The organism is Citrobacter sp. Res13-Sevr-PEB04-36 (assembly GCF_015672735.1).
Classification (GTDB): Bacteria; Pseudomonadota; Gammaproteobacteria; order Enterobacterales; family Enterobacteriaceae; genus Citrobacter.
In genome coordinates, this window is sequence record NZ_JADABY010000029.1 from 149139 (window position 1) to 171647 (window position 22509).

General features: G+C 51.0%; 23 protein-coding genes and 1 pseudogene. 18 read left to right on the forward strand and 6 right to left on the reverse strand.

Annotated elements, in window-relative coordinates:
- The first annotated feature begins 239 nt into the window (after window positions 1-239).
- The 8 genes from ybgI to nei all read left to right on the forward strand — a co-directional run bounded on the left by ybgI (window position 240) and on the right by nei (window position 6674).
- Window positions 240-983, forward strand: a complete 744-nt coding sequence (gene ybgI, locus IMQ48_RS08650) for a radiation resistance protein YbgI (RefSeq protein ID WP_196208736.1) — start codon at window positions 240-242, stop codon at window positions 981-983.
- 29 nt (window positions 984-1012) lie between these two features.
- Complete coding sequence (pxpB, locus tag IMQ48_RS08655) at window positions 1013-1669, forward strand: 5-oxoprolinase subunit PxpB (RefSeq protein ID WP_196208699.1); 657 nt, start codon at window positions 1013-1015, stop codon at window positions 1667-1669.
- Window positions 1663-2595: a 5-oxoprolinase subunit PxpC gene (gene pxpC, locus IMQ48_RS08660; RefSeq protein ID WP_196208700.1), complete on the forward strand. Its 933-nt coding sequence runs from the start codon at window positions 1663-1665 to the stop codon at window positions 2593-2595. The genes pxpB and pxpC overlap by 7 nt, the downstream gene beginning before the upstream one ends.
- Window positions 2585-3319 (forward strand): 5-oxoprolinase subunit PxpA, encoded by a 735-nt coding sequence (gene pxpA, locus IMQ48_RS08665; protein ID WP_196208701.1) that lies wholly within the window; start codon window positions 2585-2587, stop codon window positions 3317-3319. Before pxpC ends, pxpA begins: the two co-directional genes overlap by 11 nt.
- Before the next feature lie 180 nt (window positions 3320-3499).
- A complete protein-coding gene (locus tag IMQ48_RS08670) occupies window positions 3500-4222 on the forward strand; it encodes a DUF969 domain-containing protein (RefSeq protein WP_096757850.1) in 723 nt (240 codons plus the stop codon).
- Window positions 4219-5214 carry a DUF979 domain-containing protein gene (locus IMQ48_RS08675; RefSeq protein WP_196208702.1) on the forward strand — a complete coding sequence of 332 codons (996 nt, stop codon included), beginning with the start codon at window positions 4219-4221 and terminating at the stop codon, window positions 5212-5214. The genes IMQ48_RS08670 and IMQ48_RS08675 overlap by 4 nt, the downstream gene beginning before the upstream one ends.
- A gap of 9 nt (window positions 5215-5223) precedes the next feature.
- Window positions 5224-5868, forward strand: a complete 645-nt coding sequence (gene pcp, locus IMQ48_RS08680) for a pyroglutamyl-peptidase I (RefSeq protein WP_196208703.1) — start codon at window positions 5224-5226, stop codon at window positions 5866-5868.
- Window positions 5869-5882: 14 nt separating this feature from the next.
- Window positions 5883-6674, forward strand: coding sequence for an endonuclease VIII (gene nei / locus IMQ48_RS08685; RefSeq protein WP_196208704.1), 792 nt, complete (start codon window positions 5883-5885; stop codon window positions 6672-6674).
- 2 nt (window positions 6675-6676) lie between these two features.
- Here the strand turns inward: nei and IMQ48_RS08690 are convergent, their stop codons facing one another.
- A complete protein-coding gene (locus IMQ48_RS08690) occupies window positions 6677-7525 on the reverse strand; it encodes an AraC family transcriptional regulator (RefSeq protein ID WP_196208705.1) in 849 nt (282 codons plus the stop codon).
- Between the two features lie 191 nt (window positions 7526-7716).
- Here IMQ48_RS08690 and IMQ48_RS23020 point away from each other — a divergent pair, with 191 nt between their 5' ends.
- From IMQ48_RS23020 to IMQ48_RS08715, 6 genes are all read left to right on the forward strand, one after another.
- The gene (locus IMQ48_RS23020; protein ID WP_230326333.1) at window positions 7717-8754 is read left to right on the forward strand and encodes a DUF2264 domain-containing protein; all 1038 of its coding nucleotides are present in this window, start codon (window positions 7717-7719) and stop codon (window positions 8752-8754) included.
- Complete coding sequence (locus IMQ48_RS23025) at window positions 8747-9496, forward strand: hypothetical protein (protein WP_230326334.1); 750 nt, start codon at window positions 8747-8749, stop codon at window positions 9494-9496. Before IMQ48_RS23020 ends, IMQ48_RS23025 begins: the two co-directional genes overlap by 8 nt.
- 24 nt (window positions 9497-9520) lie before the next feature.
- On the forward strand, window positions 9521-10786 hold the full coding sequence (locus IMQ48_RS08700; RefSeq protein WP_196208706.1) for an oligosaccharide MFS transporter: 1266 nt from the start codon (window positions 9521-9523) through the stop codon (window positions 10784-10786).
- A 21-nt stretch (window positions 10787-10807) separates the two neighbouring features.
- On the forward strand, window positions 10808-11998 hold the full coding sequence (locus tag IMQ48_RS08705) for a glycoside hydrolase family 88 protein (RefSeq protein WP_196208707.1): 1191 nt from the start codon (window positions 10808-10810) through the stop codon (window positions 11996-11998).
- A 77-nt stretch (window positions 11999-12075) separates the two neighbouring features.
- Window positions 12076-12867, forward strand: a complete 792-nt coding sequence (locus tag IMQ48_RS08710) for an oligogalacturonate-specific porin KdgM family protein (RefSeq protein WP_196208708.1) — start codon at window positions 12076-12078, stop codon at window positions 12865-12867.
- A 148-nt stretch (window positions 12868-13015) separates the two neighbouring features.
- Window positions 13016-13432 carry a hypothetical protein gene (locus IMQ48_RS08715; RefSeq protein ID WP_196208709.1) on the forward strand — a complete coding sequence of 139 codons (417 nt, stop codon included), beginning with the start codon at window positions 13016-13018 and terminating at the stop codon, window positions 13430-13432.
- A gap of 9 nt (window positions 13433-13441) precedes the next feature.
- Here IMQ48_RS08715 and IMQ48_RS08720 read toward each other — a convergent pair whose 3' ends face one another.
- The 5 genes and pseudogenes from IMQ48_RS08720 to IMQ48_RS08745 all read right to left on the reverse strand — a co-directional run bounded on the left by IMQ48_RS08720 (window position 13442) and on the right by IMQ48_RS08745 (window position 18500).
- A complete protein-coding gene (locus IMQ48_RS08720) occupies window positions 13442-14491 on the reverse strand; it encodes an AbrB family transcriptional regulator (protein WP_196208710.1) in 1050 nt (349 codons plus the stop codon).
- A gap of 122 nt (window positions 14492-14613) precedes the next feature.
- Window positions 14614-14949: a bacteriocin immunity protein gene (locus IMQ48_RS08730; RefSeq protein WP_230326335.1), complete on the reverse strand. Its 336-nt coding sequence runs from the start codon at window positions 14947-14949 to the stop codon at window positions 14614-14616.
- A gap of 57 nt (window positions 14950-15006) precedes the next feature.
- A complete protein-coding gene (locus IMQ48_RS08735; protein WP_196208711.1) occupies window positions 15007-15348 on the reverse strand; it encodes a hypothetical protein in 342 nt (113 codons plus the stop codon).
- Window positions 15345-16988: pseudogene (gene tssD, locus IMQ48_RS08740) on the reverse strand (type VI secretion system tube protein TssD). Before tssD ends, IMQ48_RS08735 begins: the two are co-directional and overlap by 4 nt.
- Before the next feature lie 228 nt (window positions 16989-17216).
- Window positions 17217-18500, reverse strand: coding sequence for a citrate synthase (locus IMQ48_RS08745; protein ID WP_115259051.1), 1284 nt, complete (start codon window positions 18498-18500; stop codon window positions 17217-17219).
- 694 nt (window positions 18501-19194) lie between these two features.
- On the opposite strand from IMQ48_RS08745, the gene sdhC reads away from it, so the two are divergent.
- The 4 genes from sdhC to sdhB are packed head-to-tail and all read left to right on the forward strand — an operon-like array spanning window position 19195 to window position 22438.
- On the forward strand, window positions 19195-19599 hold the full coding sequence (gene sdhC, locus IMQ48_RS08750; protein WP_167817543.1) for a succinate dehydrogenase cytochrome b556 subunit: 405 nt from the start codon (window positions 19195-19197) through the stop codon (window positions 19597-19599).
- On the forward strand, window positions 19593-19940 hold the full coding sequence (gene sdhD / locus IMQ48_RS08755) for a succinate dehydrogenase membrane anchor subunit (protein ID WP_115259050.1): 348 nt from the start codon (window positions 19593-19595) through the stop codon (window positions 19938-19940). Before sdhC ends, sdhD begins: the two co-directional genes overlap by 7 nt.
- Window positions 19940-21706: a succinate dehydrogenase flavoprotein subunit gene (gene sdhA, locus IMQ48_RS08760; RefSeq protein ID WP_181618928.1), complete on the forward strand. Its 1767-nt coding sequence runs from the start codon at window positions 19940-19942 to the stop codon at window positions 21704-21706. The genes sdhD and sdhA overlap by 1 nt, the downstream gene beginning before the upstream one ends.
- Before the next feature lie 15 nt (window positions 21707-21721).
- Complete coding sequence (sdhB, locus tag IMQ48_RS08765) at window positions 21722-22438, forward strand: succinate dehydrogenase iron-sulfur subunit SdhB (protein ID WP_032948848.1); 717 nt, start codon at window positions 21722-21724, stop codon at window positions 22436-22438.
- The last annotated feature ends 71 nt before the right edge of the window (window positions 22439-22509 follow it).

The following is a 22509-nucleotide window of genomic DNA, read 5'->3' on the forward strand; positions in this document are numbered from 1 at the left end:
CGTGTTTCCTTGAAGTTGTAACCTTGATACAGATCTGATTATTTTTGCAATATGCTGTCTGATTGCATAAATATACATGAATACGATTGCGTGGTGGTAAGCAATTTACGTTCAAATAGCGAGTGATTGTTTCTTAATGTGTCAGTGAAATGGTTATCGACGAATGGAGGCGGGGACGCTATTTTACATAAGCAGTATTGCTGATTGGACAGGCAGAATTTATGACAACGAGGGCGATGATGAAAAACACCGAACTGGAACAACTGATCAACGACAAACTGAACAGTGCCGCGATTAGCGACTATGCGCCGAATGGTTTGCAGGTTGAGGGCAAAGAGACGGTGCATAAAATCGTGACCGGTGTGACCGCAAGCCAGGCATTGCTGGATGAGGCTGTTCGCCTGGGAGCTGATGCGGTCATCGTTCACCACGGTTACTTCTGGAAAGGTGAATCTCCGGTGATTCGCGGCATGAAGCGCCATCGTCTGAAAACGCTGTTGGAAAATGACATTAACCTGTATGGCTGGCACCTGCCGCTGGATGCCCACCCGGAGCTGGGTAATAACGCACAGCTGGCTGCGTTATTGGGCATTACCGTGATGGGGGAAATTGAGCCGTTGGTACCCTGGGGTGAACTGGCCATGCCGGTTCCGGGGCTGGAACTTGCCTCGTGGATTGAAGCGCGTTTAGGGCGTAAACCATTGTGGTGTGGCGATAGCGGGCCGGAAAAAATTCAGCGCGTTGCCTGGTGTACCGGGGGCGGGCAAAGCTTCATTGATAGCGCGGCCCGTTTTGGCGTTGATGCCTTTATTACCGGCGAGGTCTCAGAGCAAACCATTCACTCAGCCCGTGAGCAGGGGCTGCATTTCTATGCTGCCGGACACCATGCTACCGAACGCGGCGGTATCCGGGCGTTAAGTGAATGGCTGAATGAAAATACCGAACTGGATGTGTCGTTTATCGATATTCCTAACCCCGCCTAATGAATCAGGTTGTAAAAAGAGGGACGAAAGTGCAGCGAGCGCGTTGTTATCTGTTAGGTGAAACTGCGGTGGTTCTGGAACTGGAACCCCCCATTACGCTGGCGACCCAGAAACGTATCTGGGGTTTGGCTCAGCGCCTGGTTGATGCCCCGAATGTGCTTGAAGTGATTCCGGGCATGAACAATATCACGGTGACGCTGCGTAATCCGCAAACTCTGGCGCTGGATGCTATTGAACGTCTGCAGCGCTGGTGGGAGGAGAGTGAAGCGCTGGAGCCGGAGTCGCGCTTTATTGAAATTCCTGTGACCTACGGCGGAAAGCAGGGACCGGATCTGGCCGACGTCGCGCAGCACAGTGGATTAAGCGAGAAGCAGGTTGTTGAATTGCATGCATCTGTTGACTATGTGGTCTGGTTTTTAGGCTTTCAGCCAGGTTTCCCGTATCTCGGGAGCTTACCGGAACAACTGCATACCCCACGACGTGCGGAACCGCGTCTGATTGTTCCAGCAGGTTCGGTCGGTATCGGTGGCTCACAAACCGGTATCTACCCGCTCGCCACGCCGGGAGGATGGCAGCTGATAGGGCATACCGCCATTAAGTTGTTTGATCCACTCCAGGATGAACCCATTCTCTTACGACCTGGAGATACCGTGCGCTTTGTACCGCAGAGGGAGGGTGTATGTTAACTATCATTCGTGCCGGCATGTACACCTCCGTCCAGGACGGTGGTCGTCACGGTTTTCGCCAGTCAGGGATCAGCCATTGTGGGGCGCTGGATAAGCCTGCACTGAACGTCGCTAACCTGCTGGTAGGTAATGATGCTAATGCCGCTGCGCTGGAGATAACGCTCGGTCAGCTGGTGGTGGAGTTTGATGCAGATGGCTGGTTCGCGCTGACCGGTGCGGGATGTGACGCGCATTTAGACGGTAGCCCCGTGTGGAGCGGATGGCGGCTGCCGGTGAAGGCCGGACAACGTCTGACGCTAAAACGTCCTCAACATGGCATGCGCAGTTATCTGGCGGTGGCCGGCGGCATCGATGTTCCCGATGTCATGGGCTCGTGCAGTACCGATCTGAAAGTCGGCATTGGCGGTCTGGAAGGGCGTCTGCTACGCGATGGTGACCGGCTGGCGCTGGGCGTATCAACCCGACAGTTCAGCGGACCGCAGGGGGTAAAACAGCTCATGTGGGGCAACCGCATTCGTGCGTTACCCGGACCTGAGTATCATGAGTTTGACGAGGCTTCACAGGCGTCGTTCTGGCGCTCACCGTGGCAACTCAGCCCGCAGAGTAACCGAATGGGGTATCGCCTGCAGGGGCAGCCGCTGACGCGTACCACTGAGCGTGAGATGTTATCGCACGGTCTGCTTCCCGGGGTGGTGCAGGTGCCGCATAACGGCCAGCCGATCGTGCTGATGAACGATGCCCAGACCACAGGTGGTTATCCGCGCATCGCCTGTATCATTGAGGCGGATATGTACCATCTGGCGCAAATCCCCCTCGGGCAGCCGATTCATTTTGTTCAGTGTTCGCTGGAGGAGGCGCTAAAGGCGCGTCACGATCGGCTGCGTTATCTGGAACAATTAACATGGCGGCTTAACGATGAAAATTGATCTGAATGCAGACCTCGGCGAAGGTTGCGCAAATGACGCAGCGCTGCTGCAACTGGTGTCTTCTGCCAACATAGCCTGCGGATTTCACGCCGGGGATGCGCAAACCATGCTGGCAAGCGTGCGTGAAGCGTTAAAAAATGGCGTGGTAGTAGGGGCTCACCCAAGCTTCCCGGATCGGGAAAACTTTGGCCGTAGCGCCATGACCCTGCCCGTTGACACGGTTTATGCCCAGACGCTGTATCAAGTCGGTGCGCTGGCGGCGATAACCCGGGCGGAAGGCGGCGTGATGCGTCACGTCAAACCGCACGGCATGCTGTACAACCAGGCAGCAAAGGACCCGCAGTTGGCCGATGCCATCGCCAGGGCGGTGTATGCCTGCGATCCGTCGCTGGTATTGGTAGGACTGGCGGGCAGCGAATTGATTCGAGCCGGCGAACATTATGGGCTGGTGACGCGTCAGGAGGTATTTGCCGATCGAGGTTATCAGGCGGATGGCTGCCTGGTTCCGCGAAGCCAGCCGGGGGCGCTGATTGAAGATGAAGAGCAAGCGCTGGCGCAAACCTTAGAAATGGTGCAGTTTGGGAGAGTCAAAAGCCAGACCGGAGAATGGGCCAACGTCACGGCGCAGACGGTCTGTATTCATGGTGATGGTGAGCACGCACTCGCTTTTGCCCGCCGCTTGCGCAGCGCGTTTAATGCATGCAATATTGAAATTAGCGCATAAGATTTGCCATACAAAACAATAATATATTACACAACAACATATACTCTAAATATTTCGAGTTGCAGGAAGATGACCAGTGAGTGAGTTCCCAGGAGCTTACATAAGTAAGTGACTGGGGTGAACGAACGCAGTCAACGCACCTGCAGCTTGAAGTATGACGAGTTTTAACAGGAATGAATTATGGAAGAGGTAATTTCTCTTTGGCCATTGACGGGGATCGCCGTCATCGTGGTCGGATTTCTTTTACGTTTTAACCCGGTATTGGTGGTCATCATTGCCGGGATCGTCACAGGACTGGCGGCGCATATGCCGATCGCCACTATCCTCGAAAAACTGGGTGAAGGTTTTCTCAACACCCGCAATCTGCCGTTTATCTTATTGATCCCACTGGCGGTCATTGGCCTGCTGGAGCGCCATGGCCTGAAAGAACGCGCCCAGGCGTGGATCGCGAAAATCCGCAGCGCCACCAGTGGCCGTCTGCTGATTGTTTATCTGTTTATCCGTGAAGCAACCGCCGCGCTGGGGCTGACCAGTCTGGGTGGGCATCCGCAAATGGTGCGTCCACTTCTGGCGCCGATGGCGGAAGGGGCCGCTGAGAAAAATCACGGCGAACTGCCGGGTTCGGTACGCTATCGCCTGCGTGCAATGTCGGCGGCGACCGATAACGTCGGGCTGTTTTTCGGCGAAGATATCTTTGTTGCCTTTGGGGCAATCATCTTCATGCACAACTTTATGCTGGAGTCCGGCGGGATCCAGACCGAGCCGCTGCACATTGCCTTGTGGGGGATCCCAACGGCGATTTGTGCCTTCCTGATCCACGGTGCGCGCTTGTGGCGGCTGGATAGCTATCTGCAACGAGAAGTCGCGAAAGCGAATGCCGCAGCGAAAGGGGAAGCGAAATGAATTTTCAGCAAAGCTATCTCTACTGGCTGGCGGGCGTGGTCCTGTTGATTGTGGCTGTGATGTCCTGGCAGGACAAAGCGAATCCCCGGCGTTTAACCACCGGCCTGTTCTGGGGCGTGTACGGTCTGCTGTTTTTGCTGGGTGACTGGACCTATTCGCTGTTTGGCGACAAACGTACGGTGCATATCGCAGTGGGTATCGCAGTAGTCATACTGGCGCTGATCGCAGGCTTTGGCGGCGTGAAGCTTGGTAGCTACCATCAACGTACGCAACAACAACGTGAAGAAAGCGCCAGTCGACTGGGCAACAAGTTGTTTTTCCCGGCACTGGCAATCCCGGTGGTGACCGTTATTGGCGTGCTGATGTTTAATCATATTCCGGGTTTACAGGATGCGCTGTTTGGGCCCGGGAATCACGCCACGCTGGTGACGCTGTTTTCAATGACCGCTGGTTCGCTAATTGGTCTGGCAATGGCGGTTAAAATGACCCATGAGCGGGCACATCAGCCGATTCAGGAAGCGCGTCGCCTGCTGGACTCCATTGGCTGGGCGTTCATCCTGCCGCAAATTCTAGCCACGCTTGGTCTGCTGTTTACGGCGGCGGGCGTCGGCAGCGGAATTTCGTATCTGACGCAGGAATATCTGGCGGTGGACAGCCGCTTTATCGCCGTGGCGGTGTACACCATTGGCATGGCGCTGCTGACCATGATTATGGGTAACGCCTTTGCCGCCTTCCCGATTGTGACCGCCGGGATTGGGATTCCAATCCTCGTCTTGCAGCACGGCGGCAACCCGGCGGTGATGGCGGCAATTGGTATGTTCTCCGGGTATTGCGGAACGCTGATGACGCCAATGGCGGCAAACTTTAACATCGTACCGGCGGCGCTGCTGGAGCTGCCGGATAAAAACGCGGTGATTAAGGCGCAGGTGCCGACCGGCATATTGCTGCTGTTGGTCAACGTATTCCTGATGTATTTCCTGATGTTCCTGTAAGGAGGAAGGATGAAAACGGTATTAATCACCGGATTTGAACCCTTTGGCGGCGAGTCAGTTAACCCTTCCTGGGAAGTGGTCTCAGGGCTCGACAATGCTATCATCGCCGGATGCCGCGTCGTGGCGCGCCAGCTGCCGTGCGTGTTTGGCGACTCTCTGACGGTACTCAATAGTGCGATTGAAACGCTGTCACCGTCGCTGGTGCTGGCGGTTGGTCAGGCTGGAGGTCGTACGGACATCACCGTTGAACGCGTTGCCATCAACGTGGACGATGCGCGTATTGCGGATAACCGTGGTCAGCAACCGGTAGATGAACCGATTGTGGCCGATGGCCCGGCGGCATGGTTCAGCACACTGCCGATCAAAGCTATGGTGACAGCCATGCGCAGCGCCGGGATTCCGGCCTCGGTTTCGCAAACCGCAGGTACCTTCGTCTGTAACCACGTGATGTATGGCTTGCTGCACAAACTGCGAGATACGCCGACGGTGAAGGGGGGATTCATTCATATTCCTTATCTGCCACAGCAGGCAGCAGCCCATCCCGGTGCGCCAAGTATGGCGAGTGATACGGTGCGTCGTGCACTGGAAATCGCCATTGTCACGGCGTTACAGGTGGAGCGCGATATCGCCGTGACGGGCGGTGCAACTCATTAACAAAGGACAGTATTATGCCTGAAGGCCCGGAGATCCGCCGCGCGGCGGATACCCTGGAGGCGGCAGTCAAAGGCAAACCGTTGACGGATGTCTGGTTTGCCTTTGAGCAGTTAAAACCGTATCAATCTCAACTGATTGGGCAGCGTATTACTCAGCTCGAAACGCGGGGTAAAGCCTTACTCACCCACTTTTCCAATGGTTTGACGTTATATAGCCATAATCAACTGTACGGCGTCTGGCGGGTAGTGGACACGGGGAATATCCCGGAGACTACCCGGGTGCTGCGCGTCAGGCTGCAAACCGCCGATAAAACTATCCTGCTCTATAGCGCGTCGGATATCGAAATGCTGACGCCGGAACAGCTCACTATCCACCCCTTCCTGCAGCGGGTAGGGCCGGACGTGCTGGATCTGCACTTAACGCCCGCTGAAGTCAAAACACGTCTGCTGTCATCGCGTTTTCGCAACCGGCAGTTTTCCGGCTTGCTGCTGGATCAGGCGTTTCTTGCGGGATTAGGTAACTACCTGCGGGTAGAGATCCTCTGGCAGGTTGGGCTGACGGGTCAACATAAAGCGTCGCAGCTAAGCGAGCAACAGTTGGACGCATTGGCGCAGGCGCTGCTCGATATTCCTCGTTTATCCTATAACACTCGTGGGCTGGCCGATGAGAATAAGCATCACGGCGCGCTGTTTAGCTTTAAGGTCTTTCACCGCGACGGCGAAGCCTGCGAGCGATGCGGCGGGATTATTGAAAAAACCATGCTGTCGTCAAGGCCCTTTTACTGGTGTCCGGGATGCCAAAAGTAGAGCTATATCGAAGCATACGTTTTGCGATACTGCAGCGGCGTTTTGCCCATGTTTTTACGAAAGCAGGTAATAAACCAGGCGTACTCGGAGAATCCGACCTGGCCGGCAATTTCGCGTACTGAGCTGCTGCTATGTAGCAGAAGCTCGCAGGCCTGCCGAATGCGGCGCATCATCAGATACTCCTGGATTGTACCGCCGGTTTCCTCATGAAAGCGGCGAGAAGCATGCCCGCGTGAGCACCCCATCTCACAGGCGATATCCTCCAGTGAGCAACGCTGATGAAAGTGTGTCTCTATCCAGCGGATGATGCTGACCGAAAATGTATTCTGTCCTGTGGCCTGAGCTTGATGTGGTAGCAGGCTAATGAGCTGCATTACCAGAAATGCGCTGTCACTGATGCTGAAGGTCTGGCTTCTGAGCTGTTCTTCAAAGCGGCTCAGTAGGGTTTCAATTACCGGCTGCACGTCACCGACATCAAATACCCGCGCTTTCTCTCCCCGCGCACACAGCTGACGCAGCAGCATTTGCTGACGCGGAAAATCCCGCAGGTATTGCTCAATCTGCGGACTGTTAAAGTGTAGAGTTGTACGGTGATAAATATTGCGGGCATCCTGTTCGACAAATACTTTATGTAGCTTTCCCGGTGGGAAAATAAAAATACGCCCAGGTTTGACGGTGTACTGCTGATGCTCCATGAGCGCGATCCCAACCCCCTGAGAGACCGACAAAATCTCCACACACTGATGCCAGTGATAGTAATTGGCCGGCATATTCGTCATACGATTAAAGTAAATAAACTTATCGTTGAGACTAATGTGCTCAAGATAGCTACTGTCTTCCGTCTGCTGCATTTATGTTCCACCTGACAATGTGAACAAACTTAAGTTTTTATCACCGTAATCGAATTTTAGCCGCACAAAATCGATGAATGTTGTTCTTCATAACCGGAGTTGTGCGGAAATAAGACAATTATCACATTTGTGTGTCTGCCCTAATCCTTATTATGCGCCCAATACTTCATCAAATGAAACGAGGTTTCATTATGCAAGAAAGGCAAAAATATGTAGAGAAGGCGCAGCAATGGTTGGCATCAGCCATCCCCCATCTCGCACGCAGTAACACATGCCTGTACATAGGAGAAACATCTGCACAGTATCCGGCGGAGATTGCCGGGATGGAGGGCTTCGCTCGTCTGCTGTGGATCTTGGCGCCTTTACTGAGCGGGGGAGAGGCGAGTGATTATCGTGAGACATTTATTCGCGGTATTCGTCATGGCTGCGATCCTGAACATCCAAACTATTGGGGGAATCTGGTCGATAACGATCAGCGCTGTGTTGAAATGGCCGCTTTTGGTCTTGCGCTGGCGCTGCCGAATACCGGGCTATGGGATTCGTTAACAACCGATGAGCAACGCAATCTGGCGTGCTGGTTACGCCAAAGTGCGGATATTCAGATACCCGACAACAACTGGCATTTTTTCCCTGTGCTGGTACAGGTAGGGCTGAAGTGTGTGGGATGTCATTACGACATGATGGTGGTTGATAAGCATCTCAATGCCATAGAACCCTTTTGGCTCGGCAATGGCTGGTATTCCGATGGTGCTGGCAAGCCGCGTGATTATTACATTTCCAGCGGTTTTCATTTTTACAGCCTGCTCTACAGCCACTTTATGCAGGATGTTGATCCGGAACGTTGCCTGCGCTATCGCCAGCGCGCACGTCAGTTTGCTAAAGATTACATCCATTATTTTACTTGCGACGGTAATGCCATCCCGTTTGGTCGCAGCTTAACCTATCGTTTCGTGCAGGTCGCTTTCTGGAGCGCGGTGGCATTTACCGGGCTGGATGTCTTTTCCACGTCGGTGGTCAAAGGGCTAATATTGCGTCACCTTGACTGGTGGATGGCACAACCGTTTATTGGGCATGATGGGCTGTTTTCTCTTGGCTATACCTACCCTAATCTGGTGATGACCGAAGATTACAACAGTCCCGGTTCACCGTACTGCGTGCAAAGCATTACTGATTCTGGCGCTGCCGGAGGAGAGTGCGTTCTGGCAGGCAGAACCTGCAGAATTGCCTGAACTTAACATTGTGCATCCCATCAAGGAAGCCGGGCAATTTATTATCCATAGCGATGGTAACCGCCATGCCTCGCTGCTGATGTCCGGGCAGTACGATCGCAATAATTTTGTGAATTTTGATGCTAAGTACGGCAAGTTTGCCTACTCCAGCCACTTTGGTTTTACCCTCGAACGCGGGATCTATGGCCTGAATCATGCCGCCTGTGACTCCATGCTGATGTTCAGTGAACAGGACAATTACTGGCGTGGGCGTCGTGAGTGCGAGTCTGTTGAAATGACGGATGCGCTAATCCGAAGCGTGTGGCGCCCGTGGTCTGATGTGATTGTCACGACCTGGCTTATTCCCCATGAATACGGGCATGTTCGTATTCATCGTGTAGAGACTCAGAGAACACTTGATTGTGTGGAGGGCGGATTTGCGGTTAACCGTCACCAGCTCACGCATAACGATACCTCGGAAAACCAGCTGACGCTTACCACCCGCACCGGAGTGTGTCAGATAGTTGATCTTCTGACAACGCGCCAGCCACTGACGGTGACCACGCCACCAAATAGCAATATTTTGTATGCCTCACCGGGAGAGATCCCATGTCTGAGCACCACGCTCACGCCGGGCGCCCACTGGCTGGCCTGTGCCATCAATGCCACGATGCATTCGTCTTTGCCGCCGCCGGTAATCATGGCGTTCGACTGCGGCAATCAGGTGCTGATGCTGGATTCGAAAATGCTGGAAATAAAATAACTGACGCATGTGCGGAGAAAAATAATGACTAACCCTGTTCAGTCGACGCGTTCGGCATACATCAAACTCAGTCTGTTTGTTTTCTTATTTACGTTTACCTGGGCTGCAAGTTTTGGCCTTTACGCTATCTGGCTCGGAGATAAAGCCGGGTTGGATGGTGTGGAGATCGGCACGGTGTTTGCCGTTAACGGCGTTTTTGCCGTGATTATCAAACCTGTTTACGGCTACATCATGGATAAAATGGGCATGAAAAAGCACCTGCTCTATTTTGTCTGCATTGTGTCGGCCTTGATGGCACCTTTTTTCATCTGGTGTTACTTGCCGTTATTACAAACCCACTTTATCAGTGGGATGGTTGTTGGCGCGCTCTTTTTCAGCCTTGGTTGGTATGCTGGTGTGGCGGCGGAAGAGTCCTATGTTGACCGTTTTAGTCGCCTGTATGACATGGAATTTGGCCGCATCCGCATGTGGGCGGCATTGGGCTGGGCGACGGCATCATCGTTCTCAGGCTTTCTCTATAACATCTCGCCAAAAATTAACTTTGTCATCAGTAGCGTTTCTGCTCTGTGTATGTTTGCGGTTCTGTTGACGTTGAAAGTTGATCACTTTGGCCAGGAAGAGAACGACGTACTGTCGAAAGAGAAGATTGTGATTGGCGATGTGTTCGAACTGTTGCGCAATAAAAAGTTCTGGACCTTTGCGCTGTATATTGCAGGGGTCGCATGGATGATGTTTATCGCCGAGCAGCAGTTCTCCCGCTATTTCGTTACCTTCTTTAGCACCAAAGAGGAAGGGAATGCGATGTTTGGCTATATGAGTACCGCACAGTCTGCTGCTGAATTCTTCGGCATGATGTTGGTACCTGCCATTATTAACCGCATTGGCGCAAAGCAGGGGATGATCCTGACTGGGCTGGTCATCAGCTTGCGCCTGATTATTTCTGGTTTAACCAACGATCCGCTAATTATCTGCCTGGTCAAACCGCTATATGGAATTGAAATTGCGTTGATTTTGGTTTCGGTCTTCAAGTACATCGCCGAGCATTTTGATAAACGCGTCAACGCGACAATGTACTTGCTGGGTTATCAGGCCATGATTTATGTCGGTTCCATCGTCGTAGCGCCACCTGCGGGCTATGCCTATCAAACCATCGGTTTTGAACATACCTATCTGATTATGGGCGTGATTGCGCTGGTGTTTACCGGAATATCTGCCATCACACTGTCCACTTGTTATCAGCATAAAAAAGCCGCAATTACTTCGCCCCAGGGGCAAGAAGCTATTCACTAAAGCAGAGAAAACGAGAGAATTATGTCTGAGTCTATCCGTAAAGAATCGATTGCCCATTATGCCTTTCGTCCCGGAGAAAGGGACGGCATTGCACTGAAAATCCGGGAAGCGATGCCGGTAATTTTAAACGCCATCGACCGTAACAGCATTTATTTTGGTCAGCGTTTTCCTGATGCTGCTTGTAAAAATGGCGTGTATCCAATAATCGACAATAAGGAATGGACGACCAGTTTCTGGACCGGGCAACTGTGGCTAGCCTGGGAATGGACGGGAAAGTCAGCGTACCGTGAGCTGGCTGAACAGCACGTTCATTCCTTTGGCAAGCGCATCGCCACACGCGATTGCACCAATCATCATGACCTGGGCTTTCTGTACAGCCTTTCTTGCATTGCCGCCAATAAACTGACTGGCGACCGACAGGCGAAGTATATTGCGCAGCAGGCGGCGGAAGCGCTGATGGAGCGTTATCACGATAAATGCGGCATTATTCAGGCATGGGGAGAGCTGGATAATCCCGAGCAGCAGGGCAGGATGATTATCGACTGCAATATGAATCTGCCGCTGCTGTATCAGGCAAGTGAGTCAACCGGCGATCCGCGCTATGCCGAGGCGGCGAAGAGGCATATTGAGCAAGCCAGACGTTATATTGTGCGTGATGATGGTTCGACGTTTCACACGTATTACATGGATGTTGACACCGGAGAGCCGCGATTCGGGAATACTCACCAGGGTTTCTCCGATGATTCCTGCTGGTCCCGTGGGCAGGCTTGGGGAGTGTACGGCTTTCTGCTGAATTACCTGTATACCGGTGATGATAAACTGCTGGAACTGAGCCTGACACTGGCAAACTATTTTATCAATCGCCTACCGGAAGACCTGATTTGCTACTGGGATCTGGCGTTGACCGATCCCAACAGTGAAAAGGACAGTTCCGCCAGCGCTATTCTCGCCTGTGCGTTGCTGGAATTGGTGAAACAACTGCCCGTGACGCATCAAGACCGTGAAAGCTACGAAACTCTGGCATTGCGCATGATTGAACGTATGCTCGATAGTTATCTTAACCAGACACATAAAGAAGGTGAGGGATTATTAAAACACTCTGTTTATTATTTTAAAGGTAATGTTGGAGTCAATGAGTGTTGTGCATGGGGGGATTATTTTCTGATGGAAGCACTCGCTCGAGCAACATCATGCTGGAATAGTTACTGGTAATTACCCACCCCTCTGCTAAATAATTATATTTTTATTATGTAGGGGGATTTTATCTCTGTATCGGCAAGGATTATAAAGTGAACAACAATTATATTAATAAGGCCACATTATTGGCCGTATTGCTCATGCCTTCCGCTGGTGTTTTTGCGGATAATAATGTTAATACAACTACGGCTCCACAGGTAACGTCGACACCTTTTACTACCGTCTACTTTGCGCCAAGAACGCAATATCGCACTGCAAGCAAAGGTTTTTTACAAAGACTGATGCTAACCGGCGTGGTGCAGGATCCTGACAGTATATTTAAGCGTATGTACTGGAGTTTTGAGACCGATGCTGATTTAGGTAAAAATATGGATCAGTGGAAAAGCAGCTATCAGGAAGCTGAATTTAATAAACCTTTTCCAGTCGGAGATAGTCAGTTCTGGCTTGAGCCGGGTGTCGTTTTTCACTGGGAATCCGCAGGGTCTCGCGTTGATCCTTACTTCGGTGTAGGTTATCACTTTGATCCTACGTTGGGAGCTGTATTACGTTACCGCTATAATCATCAGAATCATGACAGCGAAACATTGCAGGGTGACTGGGATGATTCCTCAGAACACCGTGTTGATATTTATTTAACAAAATATTTCACCCCAAATTTCTGGGTGCAATATAACCCGACGTACTACAGTAAAACCCATAGCGATAAATTTGTTTATGCCAATGGAAAAAATCATACGCTCCAGCATAATTTTGTTTTTAATTTTCATACCACTCCGCGATTTTATCCATTCTTCGAACTTGGCTATCTGGATAAATACCAGGATGGCAATGATACAAAAAATGAATATCAGATAAGAGTTGGCTTTAAGTATAATTTAAACTAGCCATCGGATTGATGGCGAGGAATCTGGTTGTTTAATTGTTGTGTAAGACATCTATATTGCTTAAACTGCGTGCTTTCAGGATTATCTGTGATTTACAGGTGTTTTCCTGACGATAAAACGACTTCAGGGAAATGAGCTGGTGTGGAATATGGATGCTAATCGTTTTTTTTGTACAGCCTTACTTATTACAACAACCGGTTCCTTTTCCGCGTTGGCCAGCGCCGATGAGTCGGTAGCCCCTCAATGTGAGTCCGGGCCGCGCGATATGGAATATGTCTATGAGCATGGTGCGCTGACCCGCTGTTTTTATCCTGCGATGACGCTGGAAGATACGTATCAGGCACTGCGAAAAGCGCGGTCGGACCGTCAAAACCTGACGCCCACGTTGACCCCAGGTAAGGATCGTAAAATAGAAAATCTTGGGGATACGGATCTCGTGGAATATGTCTGGAAAGGCAAAAACAATCTGCATATTACGCAGAATTTTCCGGGTGGTATGACCGAGTTTATGTTAACCGTGGATAAATCCGGAACGACCGTGACGGAGATTGGGCACCCGGATTAACGCTCCGCGTTAAGACGGCGGCTTTCTCGGCGCATGTGCCGAGATAAACCGGGCGATGGCCGGCCCGGTGAGCAAAATACTGAACAGCCGCAGGGTTTGCATTGCCATGATCAGCGCCATATCGGCGTGACTCCCTGCGGCAATCACCGCAACAGAATCCACGCCACCAGGACTGGTCGCCAGATAGGCGGTGAGAAAGTCTATTTGCATGTAATGCGCCAGTCCCCAGGCCATAGCGGCGCAGATCGCCATCAGTGAAAAAATGGACAACAGGATCTGCGGTAGGGGGCGCAATGCCATTAAAAAGATCTGTTTGTCAAAGCCAAGGCCGATTTGCCAGCCGATGGCCATATACGCTATCGCCAGCAGCCACTCCGGCAGTTCGATTACCATCACGCCACCGGCATTTAGCATTGCGCCTGCCAGCATCGGCAGCAACATCACGCCAGAGGGGATGCGCAGTAAGCGCCCGGCCATGCCAGCAACGGCGGCCAGCGCCAGGGTGCTGAACAGATTGCTGCTCAGCGGCGGAAACCAAACCATTTGCTCACTTACAGTTTGCGCCTGGTCGCCCATCATCAGTCGGGTGACCAGTGCAGCCGCACCGACCACCAACAGTACGCGCAGATACTGCATAAACGCCACCAGACGGATATCAGCGCCATACTCCTGTGCCATGGCGACCATTGCCGCCGCACCACCCGGTGACGAGCCCCATGCACCGGTGTTCCCTGGTAGATTACTGTAGCGAACCAGCAGCCAGCCAATTGCGGTGCTGGATATAAGGGTCGCCAGCAGGATGGCAATCACCATCGGCCAGTGTGCCGCCAGCGTAGTAAAAATAGAGCCCGTGAGGTTTTGCGCAATCATGCAGCCGAGAATCGCCTGTGCGGCAAGAAACGTACAGCGAGGAGGATGTAGTGCGATGCCGCGCATACTGAAGATAATGCCGACGATCATCGAACCGAGCAGCAGTGGTCCAGGAAGATGGATAAACAGAAAGAGCAGGGAAAGCAGGAGCGATAGCAGAAATAATAGGCTCCATTGCAAAACACGCATCCCATGCTCCCGAGTTATATGCTGCGTTTAACGTATTGATACAGCATAGAGAAAAAGTACGCTGAAAAAAATATCAGGTATCAATAAAAACGGACTAACCGGTGATCGGGTATTGATGCCTGTTATCTGAATAAATCGTCGACAGCATCATTCCAGGCATGCCCGAAGACAGACCATTCCTGACTGATTGTAGGTGGAAAACCGCTCCGGCAGTATCCATTTTTAGATTCAAAATCAAAGACACCGTGTGGGCTATCTTCCCTGCCATCTGGGGGATAAAAAATCAAACCATTACCTTCCGGATGATTCACTATTTTATCGAAGTGGTTGACTAACATATTACTGTGAGATTCAAATTCTCTTCCCTTCAGATTATTAGGGTTTTCAATTAATTCATTCAGGAATTCTATGAATTCGGCTTCGGTGTAGTCTTCGAGTTTTTGCTTAAGATGATTCATATATTCAACTTAATAATAAGAGGCTTTGCAGAGTGCTGTTATTTGGTTTTGAAATGGTTATTCAGCTTTTAAAATGAAAGGCAACTGACCTAAAACCTTGTTTAATTTTTCAATCGGCTCATTTTTATCCCAACCGGAAGATATTGTTACTGAAGGGTTTTCCCAGTCACTATTCAGGATCATCTGAATAATAAACTCTCCATTTTCATCAAATGGGGGATACCAACCAACATCTATGATTAACTTATCGTTAAAAACCAGTTGCAACAAATCTTCATCTAGCCGAGTGACCTCATCTGATACCTTTTTGGTAAAATCTAAACCAGACAACTCATCATAAATATTGTTAACCTTTTCAATGTGATAGTTTTTTCCTAAAATATTGTAATCATTTTTCATTTTATTAACTTTCTGGCCTCATTTGAACCTATCGGATGAGAGTGAATAGTTCCCTGTGGCTCTTTGGTAACCACCCATGTCGTTTCTTTCCCTTTGTAAGCGCCTTGGACGTTATTGAATTCTTTAACTTTCCAGTTTTGTCCATTAGTCGTTGGAGTACCATTCTCCCATACATTCTGATCTACAGATTCGATATTGACTTCTGGTTTGAATTTTGCTGGACCAGACTTCGTGTTTTTTATTACTTCTTCCCAAGGTCTATTTTTGGGAGGATAGTGCTTATGCCCATGAGTATAAGATGTTTTTCTCTCACTGAGATAAATATAAATCGGCTGAATGCCTGAATCGGCCGGAAAGACCAGAATATAATCGTTAAAATCGGCGACATCCGGCACAAGGAACGGTGGCGTGGTGTACTCATTTTTGCCATCCGGGATGGGTGTTACCAGAATGGTTGGCTGATCAAGCGGTGGAACATCACTTCCAGTATGCTTAGGTAAATCACCCGTCGCGGGATTTTCAGGCGTCCAGGTGATTAACGGTCCGTCTGCGTCGTGGGCAGGCGTAAATTCATAGCGATGATGTTCATCATTCCACACCATATTTGCGACGCGCACGTTTTCATACGGAGTACCCTCGCCGGTATGCACGCCGTAGACTTGCGATTTACCGTGAATGTCGGTTCCCCAAAAAAAACGAACCCGGGTTGTAGCTGTGCCACCTACCAGCGCCTTTTTCCGCAGTTCTTCTTCATACCAAAACTCATCGTGTCCGGGAACGCGTGCACTGTCTGTACCCGCGGACGGAATATACAGTGCAGAAGCCAATGCTCCGATATAAGGAACGCCGCGTGCGGCGCTGAGAATGCCACTGAGTGACCATTCCCCCCACACCTGCGTCAGCCTACCCAGGATAGGCAGCGCAGCCGAGGCTTCTGCGGGCTGCGCATATCCGCAACAATCATCGACGGAAGATTGTGCGAAAACCGCCATCTGACCGAAGTTTTCAGCCGATTCTTCACGGCTCCCGGCGTCTGTACAGCCTTTCTCTTTCAGGCAGGATTTGGCATAGACCGGTGTGATTGCAGGAATGTGGGGTGCTGGGGTGGAAGGACGGTTCGCAACGGGTATTATCGAACTAGCCGGCTGATTGCGGGGCGGTATAAACAAACGATTGTACTCAGCAGGCAATGCCAGATAGTCAAACTCCGTATTGGCAATCAGGTGCTTGCAAAGAATATAGTCATACGACACCGCAATTTCTTCGGTATCCAGCGCGTTTAGGGCCACATAGGTTTGTATGCTTTTTACCGAAGCATTTCTTAATTGAATATAATAGTAGCGTTCCCACCTGCCGAATCTGTTTATTCTCCAGAAATCAATTCCAATAAACAGACGTTCATTATTATTGATGGCGTTAATAAATAATGGCGTACTTTTATCAATTAATTTTTCAAATCTTAACGCCTGGGTATTAACACCTGAACCTGTATTAACTAATCCGTTAGAGAGTGAAAAAGCATAAATCTCATCAGGATGATTTTCCTGCCAGCGATTTCCAACCTATGCCTCGGTACCGCAACCAGAAGAGATCTCGCCTTGTCGCTCACCTGTTATTTTCAGATAAATAAGGTCACCCATGCCATTTAATCCAGTGCTGTGCTTTATAAGGCTGGATTAAATAGTTAATGAATTTAAAAATCAAATAATGTATTGGCAATTAATGCTATATTAAATATGGTTGGAATTACGCTCAATTAAATATATTAAAGTGCGAGTAAGCGAGGAGAAATAATATTGAAGAGGTGAATGCAAGGAACAGGACGGGAACTGAAAAAAGCCACCGGAATTATCCGGTGGCCTGAACAATTAGCGCTTAATATCAGCTTTAAAGTCGCGTTTGTCGTAGCCGGTATACAGCTGACGCGGACGGGCGATTTTCATGCCGTCGGTGTGCATTTCGTTCCAGTGTGCAATCCAGCCAACGGTACGCGCCATGGCGAAGATAACGGTGAACATGGAGGACGGAATACCCATCGCTTTCAGGATGATGCCGGAGTAGAAGTCTACGTTCGGGTACAGTTTCTTCTCGATGAAGTACGGGTCATTGAGCGCAATGTGCTCAAGTTCCATCGCCACTTCCAGCAGATCATCTTTGGTGCCCAGTTCTTTCAGCACTTCGTGGCAGGTTTCACGCATCACGGTGGCGCGCGGGTCATAGTTTTTGTAAACACGGTGACCAAAGCCCATCAGACGGAAAGAGTCATTCTTGTCTTTCGCACGGCGAACAAATTCCGGAATGTGTTTAACCGAGCTGATTTCTTCCAGCATCTTCAGTGCAGCTTCGTTTGCGCCGCCGTGTGCCGGTCCCCACAGCGAAGCAATACCAGCAGCGATACAGGCAAACGGGTTAGCGCCAGAAGAGCCCGCGGTACGTACGGTAGAGGTTGAGGCGTTCTGTTCGTGGTCGGCGTGCAGGATCAGAATACGGTCCATGGCGCGTTCCAGGATCGGATTCACTTCATATTTTTCGCACGGTGTGGAGAACATCATGTTCAGGAAGTTACCGGCGTAAGACAGGTCATTACGCGGGTACACGAACGGCTGTCCGATGGAATATTTATAACACATTGCTGCCATGGTTGGCATTTTGGACAGCAGACGGAAAGCGGCGATTTCACGGTGACGCGGATTATTCACATCCAGCGAGTCGTGGTAGAACGCAGCCAACGCCCCGGTAACGCCGCACATTACGGCCATCGGGTGGGAGTCGCGGCGGAAACCGTGGAACAGACGGGTGATCTGCTCGTGGATCATGGTATGGCGAGTGACCGTGGTTTTGAACTCGTCGTACTCTTCCTGCGTCGGTTTTTCGCCGTACAGCAGGATATAACACACTTCCAGATAGTTGGATTCGGTTGCCAACTGGTCAATCGGGAAGCCGCGATGCAGCAAAATACCTTCGTCACCGTCGATGAACGTAATTTTGGATTCGCAGGATGCGGTAGAGGTGAAACCTGGGTCAAAAGTAAACATGCCTTTTGAGCCAAGACTACGAATATCAATAACGTCCTGACCGAGCGTGCCTTTTAGCACATCCAGTTCGATAGCAGTATCACCGTTTAGTGTGAGTTTTGCTTTAGTATCAGCCATTTACGGTCTCCTTAGCGCCTTATTGCTTAAGACTACTCAGGTGGGATCTGTTTCAACTCATCAATTAACCGTTACCACTTTGTTATTCGGCTCGCCGCTCTGCGAAAGAGGAGAAAACCAGGGTACAGAGCAATGGGCGCTTGCAGGTAAATCAGTTAACTCATGGTGAATTAGCAACAAATCAACAACTTAGCAATCCGAATTATTAAACCTGTCTACACTAATAACTGTACTGAATTCATTGGTCAACCTTTCCACACTGTTACATAACTTACCCATCGGTGAAAGAGTGACCCCATAACTTTTACGCATTATATGCCTTTTCTGGTGTCGTTTGTAACAAGTTTGTTTAATGATTGTCAAATCAGATGATTGAAAATTAAAATAATGTTGTTATCGTGACCTATGTCACTGTTCGGGATAAAACCCGACAAACTATATGTAGGTTAATTGTAATGATTTTGTGAACAGCCTATACTGCCGCCAGGTCTCCGGAATACCCTGCAATCCCGAGCCAACCAGCGTTGTAACGTGTCGTTTTAGCAACTGGAAGCAGTGTTTTATATGACGCGTAGTTATAGTAAGGACGCTGTCTGACCCGCACGCAGACCGGAGGAAGGAAACCCCGTCGTCTTTCAGGCGCAGGAGTCTTCATCTTCTGTACCCGAAGTCCAAAGGGAATAATAAGAACAGCATGTGGGCGTTATTCATGATAAGAAATGTGAAAAAACAAAGACCTGTCAATCTGGATCTGCAAACGATTCGGTTCCCAATCACGGCGATAGCGTCCATTCTCCATCGCGTATCTGGAGTGATCACCTTCGTGGCGGTCGGGATACTGTTGTGGTTATTGGGTACCAGCCTTTCCTCCCCTGAAGGTTTCCTCGCGGCGTCTTCCATTATGAATAACTTCTTTGTGGAGTTAATTCTGTGGGGGATTCTGGTCGCGCTGGCCTACCACGCCGTCATGGGCATTCGCCATCTGTTGATGGATTTTGGCTACATCGAAGAAACCCTCGAAGCAGGGACGCGTTCCGCCAAAATTTCTTTTGTTATCATTGTCGTGCTTTCACTTCTCGCAGGAGTCCTCGTATGGTAAGCAATGCCTCCGCATTAGGACGCAACGGCGTACATGACTTCATTCTGGTCCGTGCTACCGCTATCGTTCTGACGTTATACATCATCTATATGGTCGGCTTTTTCGCCACCAGTGGCACGCTGACCTGGGAAATCTGGACCGGTTTCTTCTCATCGGCATTCACCAAAGTCTTCACCCTGCTGGCACTGTTTTCTATCTTGATTCATGCCTGGATTGGCATGTGGCAGGTGTTGACCGACTACGTTAAACCACTGGCCGTGCGCCTGATTTTGCAACTTGCTATCGTCGTTGCACTGGTGGTTTACGTCATTTATGGATTCGTTGTGGTGTGGGGTGTGTAATGAAACTGCCAGTCAGAGAATTTGATGCTGTTGTGATTGGTGCCGGTGGCGCAGGTATGCGCGCGGCGCTGCAAATTTCCCAGAGCGGCCAGACCTGTGCGCTGCTCTCCAAAGTGTTCCCAACCCGTTCCCATACCGTTTCCGCGCAGGGTGGCATCACCGTAGCGCTTGGTAATACCCATGAAGATAACTGGGAATGGCACATGTACGACACCGTTAAAGGGTCGGATTACATTGGTGACCAGGACGCGATTGAATATATGTGTAAGACCGGCCCGGAAGCGATTCTGGAGCTGGACCATATGGGCCTGCCATTCTCACGTCTTGACGATGGCACCATCTATCAACGTCCGTTTGGCGGCCAGTCGAAAAACTTCGGCGGCGAGCAGGCGGCACGTACTGCAGCGGCAGCTGACCGTACCGGTCATGCGCTGTTGCACACGCTGTATCAGCAGAACCTGAAAAACCACACCACTATTTTCTCCGAGTGGTACGCGCTGGACCTGGTGAAAAACGCCGATGGTGCAGTGGTTGGGTGTACCGCCCTGTGTATCGAAACCGGTGAAGTGGTTTACTTCAAAGCCCGCGCCACCGTGCTGGCGACCGGCGGCGCAGGCCGTATTTACCAGTCCACCACCAACGCGCATATCAATACCGGTGACGGCGTTGGCATGGCAATCCGCGCTGGTGTTCCGGTGCAGGATATGGAGATGTGGCAGTTCCACCCAACCGGTATCGCCGGGGCAGGGGTTCTGGTTACCGAAGGCTGCCGTGGTGAAGGTGGCTACCTGCTAAACAAACACGGCGAGCGCTTTATGGAGCGTTATGCCCCGAATGCGAAAGACCTGGCGGGTCGTGACGTGGTGGCGCGTTCCATCATGATCGAAATCCGTGAAGGTCGTGGTTGCGACGGCCCGTGGGGCCCGCACGCCAAGCTGAAACTCGACCATCTGGGTAAAGAGGTACTCGAATCCCGTCTGCCGGGTATCCTTGAACTCTCCCGTACCTTTGCCCACGTTGACCCGGTGAAAGAGCCGATTCCGGTTATCCCAACCTGCCACTACATGATGGGCGGCGTGCCGACCAAAGTGACCGGCCAGGCGTTGACGGTGAACGAGCAGGGGGAAGACGTGGTGATTCCTGGACTGTTTGCGGTGGGCGAAATCGCCTGCGTCTCGGTTCACGGCGCCAACCGTCTGGGCGGCAACTCGCTGCTGGACCTGGTGGTGTTCGGTCGTGCGGTCGGTCTGCATCTGCAGGAATCTATCGCCGAGCAGGGCGACCTTCGTGATGCCACAGAAGACGAGATTGATGCTTCTCTGGAACGCCTGAACCGCTGGAACGGTAACCGTGATGGCGAAGATCCGGTGGTCATCCGTAAAGCGCTGCAGGAATGTATGCAACATAACTTCTCGGTATTCCGTGAAGGTGATGCGATGGCGAAGGGCCTTGAAGAGTTGAAGGCGATTCGCGAACGTCTGAAAAATGCCCGTCTGGATGATACCTCCAGCGAGTTCAATACCCAGCGTGTTGAGTGCCTGGAGCTGGATAACCTGATGGAAACTGCATACGCCACGGCGGTGTCTGCGAACTTCCGTACCGAAAGCCGTGGCGCCCATAGCCGCTTCGACTTCCCGGAACGCGATGATGAAAACTGGCTGTGCCATTCCCTGTACCTGCCAGAATCGGAATCCATGACGCGACGTCAGGTCAACATGGAACCGAAACTGCGCCCGGCATTCCCGCCGAAGATTCGTACTTATTAATGCGGAGACAGGACAATGAAACTCGAGTTTTCAGTTTATCGTTATAACCCGGACGTAGACGATGCTCCGCATATGCAGGATTACACCCTGGAAGCGGAAGAAGGTCGCGACATGATGCTGCTGGATGCGTTGATGCAGCTGAAAGAAAAAGACCCGTCACTGTCGTTCCGTCGCTCTTGCCGTGAAGGGGTGTGTGGCTCCGACGGTCTGAACATGAACGGCAAAAATGGTCTGGCCTGTATCACACCTATTTCTGCACTGAATCAGCCTGGCAAGAAAATTGTCATCCGCCCGTTGCCGGGTTTACCGGTGGTGCGCGATTTGGTGGTAGACATGGGGCAATTCTACGCACAGTATGAGAAGATTAAACCTTACTTGTTGAATAATGGGAAAAATCCACCGGCTCGTGAGCATTTACAAATGCCTGAGCAGCGTGAGAAGCTCGATGGGCTGTATGAATGTATTTTATGTGCATGCTGCTCAACGTCCTGCCCGTCATTCTGGTGGAATCCGGACAAGTTTATTGGCCCGGCAGGTCTGCTGGCTGCGTACCGCTTCCTGATTGACAGTCGCGATACCGAAACCGACAGCCGCCTGGAAGGGCTAAGTGACGCTTTCAGCGTATTCCGCTGCCATAGCATCATGAACTGCGTCAGTGTATGTCCTAAGGGGCTGAACCCGACGCGCGCCATCGGCCATATTAAGTCGATGCTGCTGAAGCGTAGTGCATAAGTAGTTGTTGCCGGATAGCGACGTAAACGTCTTATCCGGCCTACAGGTACAATCCCGTAGGCCTGATAAGT

What these genes read in the sequence shown, in the direction of transcription:
- IMQ48_RS08720 (WP_196208710.1), bottom strand. Translation starts at nt 14,491, where the DNA reads ATGCGTGTTTTGCAATGGAGCCTATTATTTCTGCTATCGCTCCTGCTT.
- pxpA (WP_196208701.1), top strand. Translation starts at nt 2,585, where the DNA reads ATGAAAATTGATCTGAATGCAGACCTCGGCGAAGGTTGCGCAAATGAC.
- IMQ48_RS08745 (WP_115259051.1), bottom strand. Translation starts at nt 18,500, where the DNA reads ATGGCTGATACTAAAGCAAAACTCACACTAAACGGTGATACTGCTATC.
- IMQ48_RS08730 (WP_230326335.1), bottom strand. Translation starts at nt 14,949, where the DNA reads ATGAATCATCTTAAGCAAAAACTCGAAGACTACACCGAAGCCGAATTC.
- sdhB (WP_032948848.1), top strand. Translation starts at nt 21,722, where the DNA reads ATGAAACTCGAGTTTTCAGTTTATCGTTATAACCCGGACGTAGACGAT.
- IMQ48_RS08670 (WP_096757850.1), top strand. Translation starts at nt 3,500, where the DNA reads ATGGAAGAGGTAATTTCTCTTTGGCCATTGACGGGGATCGCCGTCATC.
- pcp (WP_196208703.1), top strand. Translation starts at nt 5,224, where the DNA reads ATGAAAACGGTATTAATCACCGGATTTGAACCCTTTGGCGGCGAGTCA.
- IMQ48_RS08705 (WP_196208707.1), top strand. Translation starts at nt 10,808, where the DNA reads ATGTCTGAGTCTATCCGTAAAGAATCGATTGCCCATTATGCCTTTCGT.
- IMQ48_RS08700 (WP_196208706.1), top strand. Translation starts at nt 9,521, where the DNA reads ATGACTAACCCTGTTCAGTCGACGCGTTCGGCATACATCAAACTCAGT.
- IMQ48_RS08690 (WP_196208705.1), bottom strand. Translation starts at nt 7,525, where the DNA reads ATGCAGCAGACGGAAGACAGTAGCTATCTTGAGCACATTAGTCTCAAC.
- IMQ48_RS08675 (WP_196208702.1), top strand. Translation starts at nt 4,219, where the DNA reads ATGAATTTTCAGCAAAGCTATCTCTACTGGCTGGCGGGCGTGGTCCTG.
- sdhA (WP_181618928.1), top strand. Translation starts at nt 19,940, where the DNA reads ATGAAACTGCCAGTCAGAGAATTTGATGCTGTTGTGATTGGTGCCGGT.
- ybgI (WP_196208736.1), top strand. Translation starts at nt 240, where the DNA reads ATGAAAAACACCGAACTGGAACAACTGATCAACGACAAACTGAACAGT.
- IMQ48_RS08715 (WP_196208709.1), top strand. Translation starts at nt 13,016, where the DNA reads ATGGATGCTAATCGTTTTTTTTGTACAGCCTTACTTATTACAACAACC.
- sdhD (WP_115259050.1), top strand. Translation starts at nt 19,593, where the DNA reads ATGGTAAGCAATGCCTCCGCATTAGGACGCAACGGCGTACATGACTTC.
- IMQ48_RS08735 (WP_196208711.1), bottom strand. Translation starts at nt 15,348, where the DNA reads ATGAAAAATGATTACAATATTTTAGGAAAAAACTATCACATTGAAAAG.
- nei (WP_196208704.1), top strand. Translation starts at nt 5,883, where the DNA reads ATGCCTGAAGGCCCGGAGATCCGCCGCGCGGCGGATACCCTGGAGGCG.
- IMQ48_RS23020 (WP_230326333.1), top strand. Translation starts at nt 7,717, where the DNA reads ATGCAAGAAAGGCAAAAATATGTAGAGAAGGCGCAGCAATGGTTGGCA.
- sdhC (WP_167817543.1), top strand. Translation starts at nt 19,195, where the DNA reads ATGTGGGCGTTATTCATGATAAGAAATGTGAAAAAACAAAGACCTGTC.
- pxpC (WP_196208700.1), top strand. Translation starts at nt 1,663, where the DNA reads ATGTTAACTATCATTCGTGCCGGCATGTACACCTCCGTCCAGGACGGT.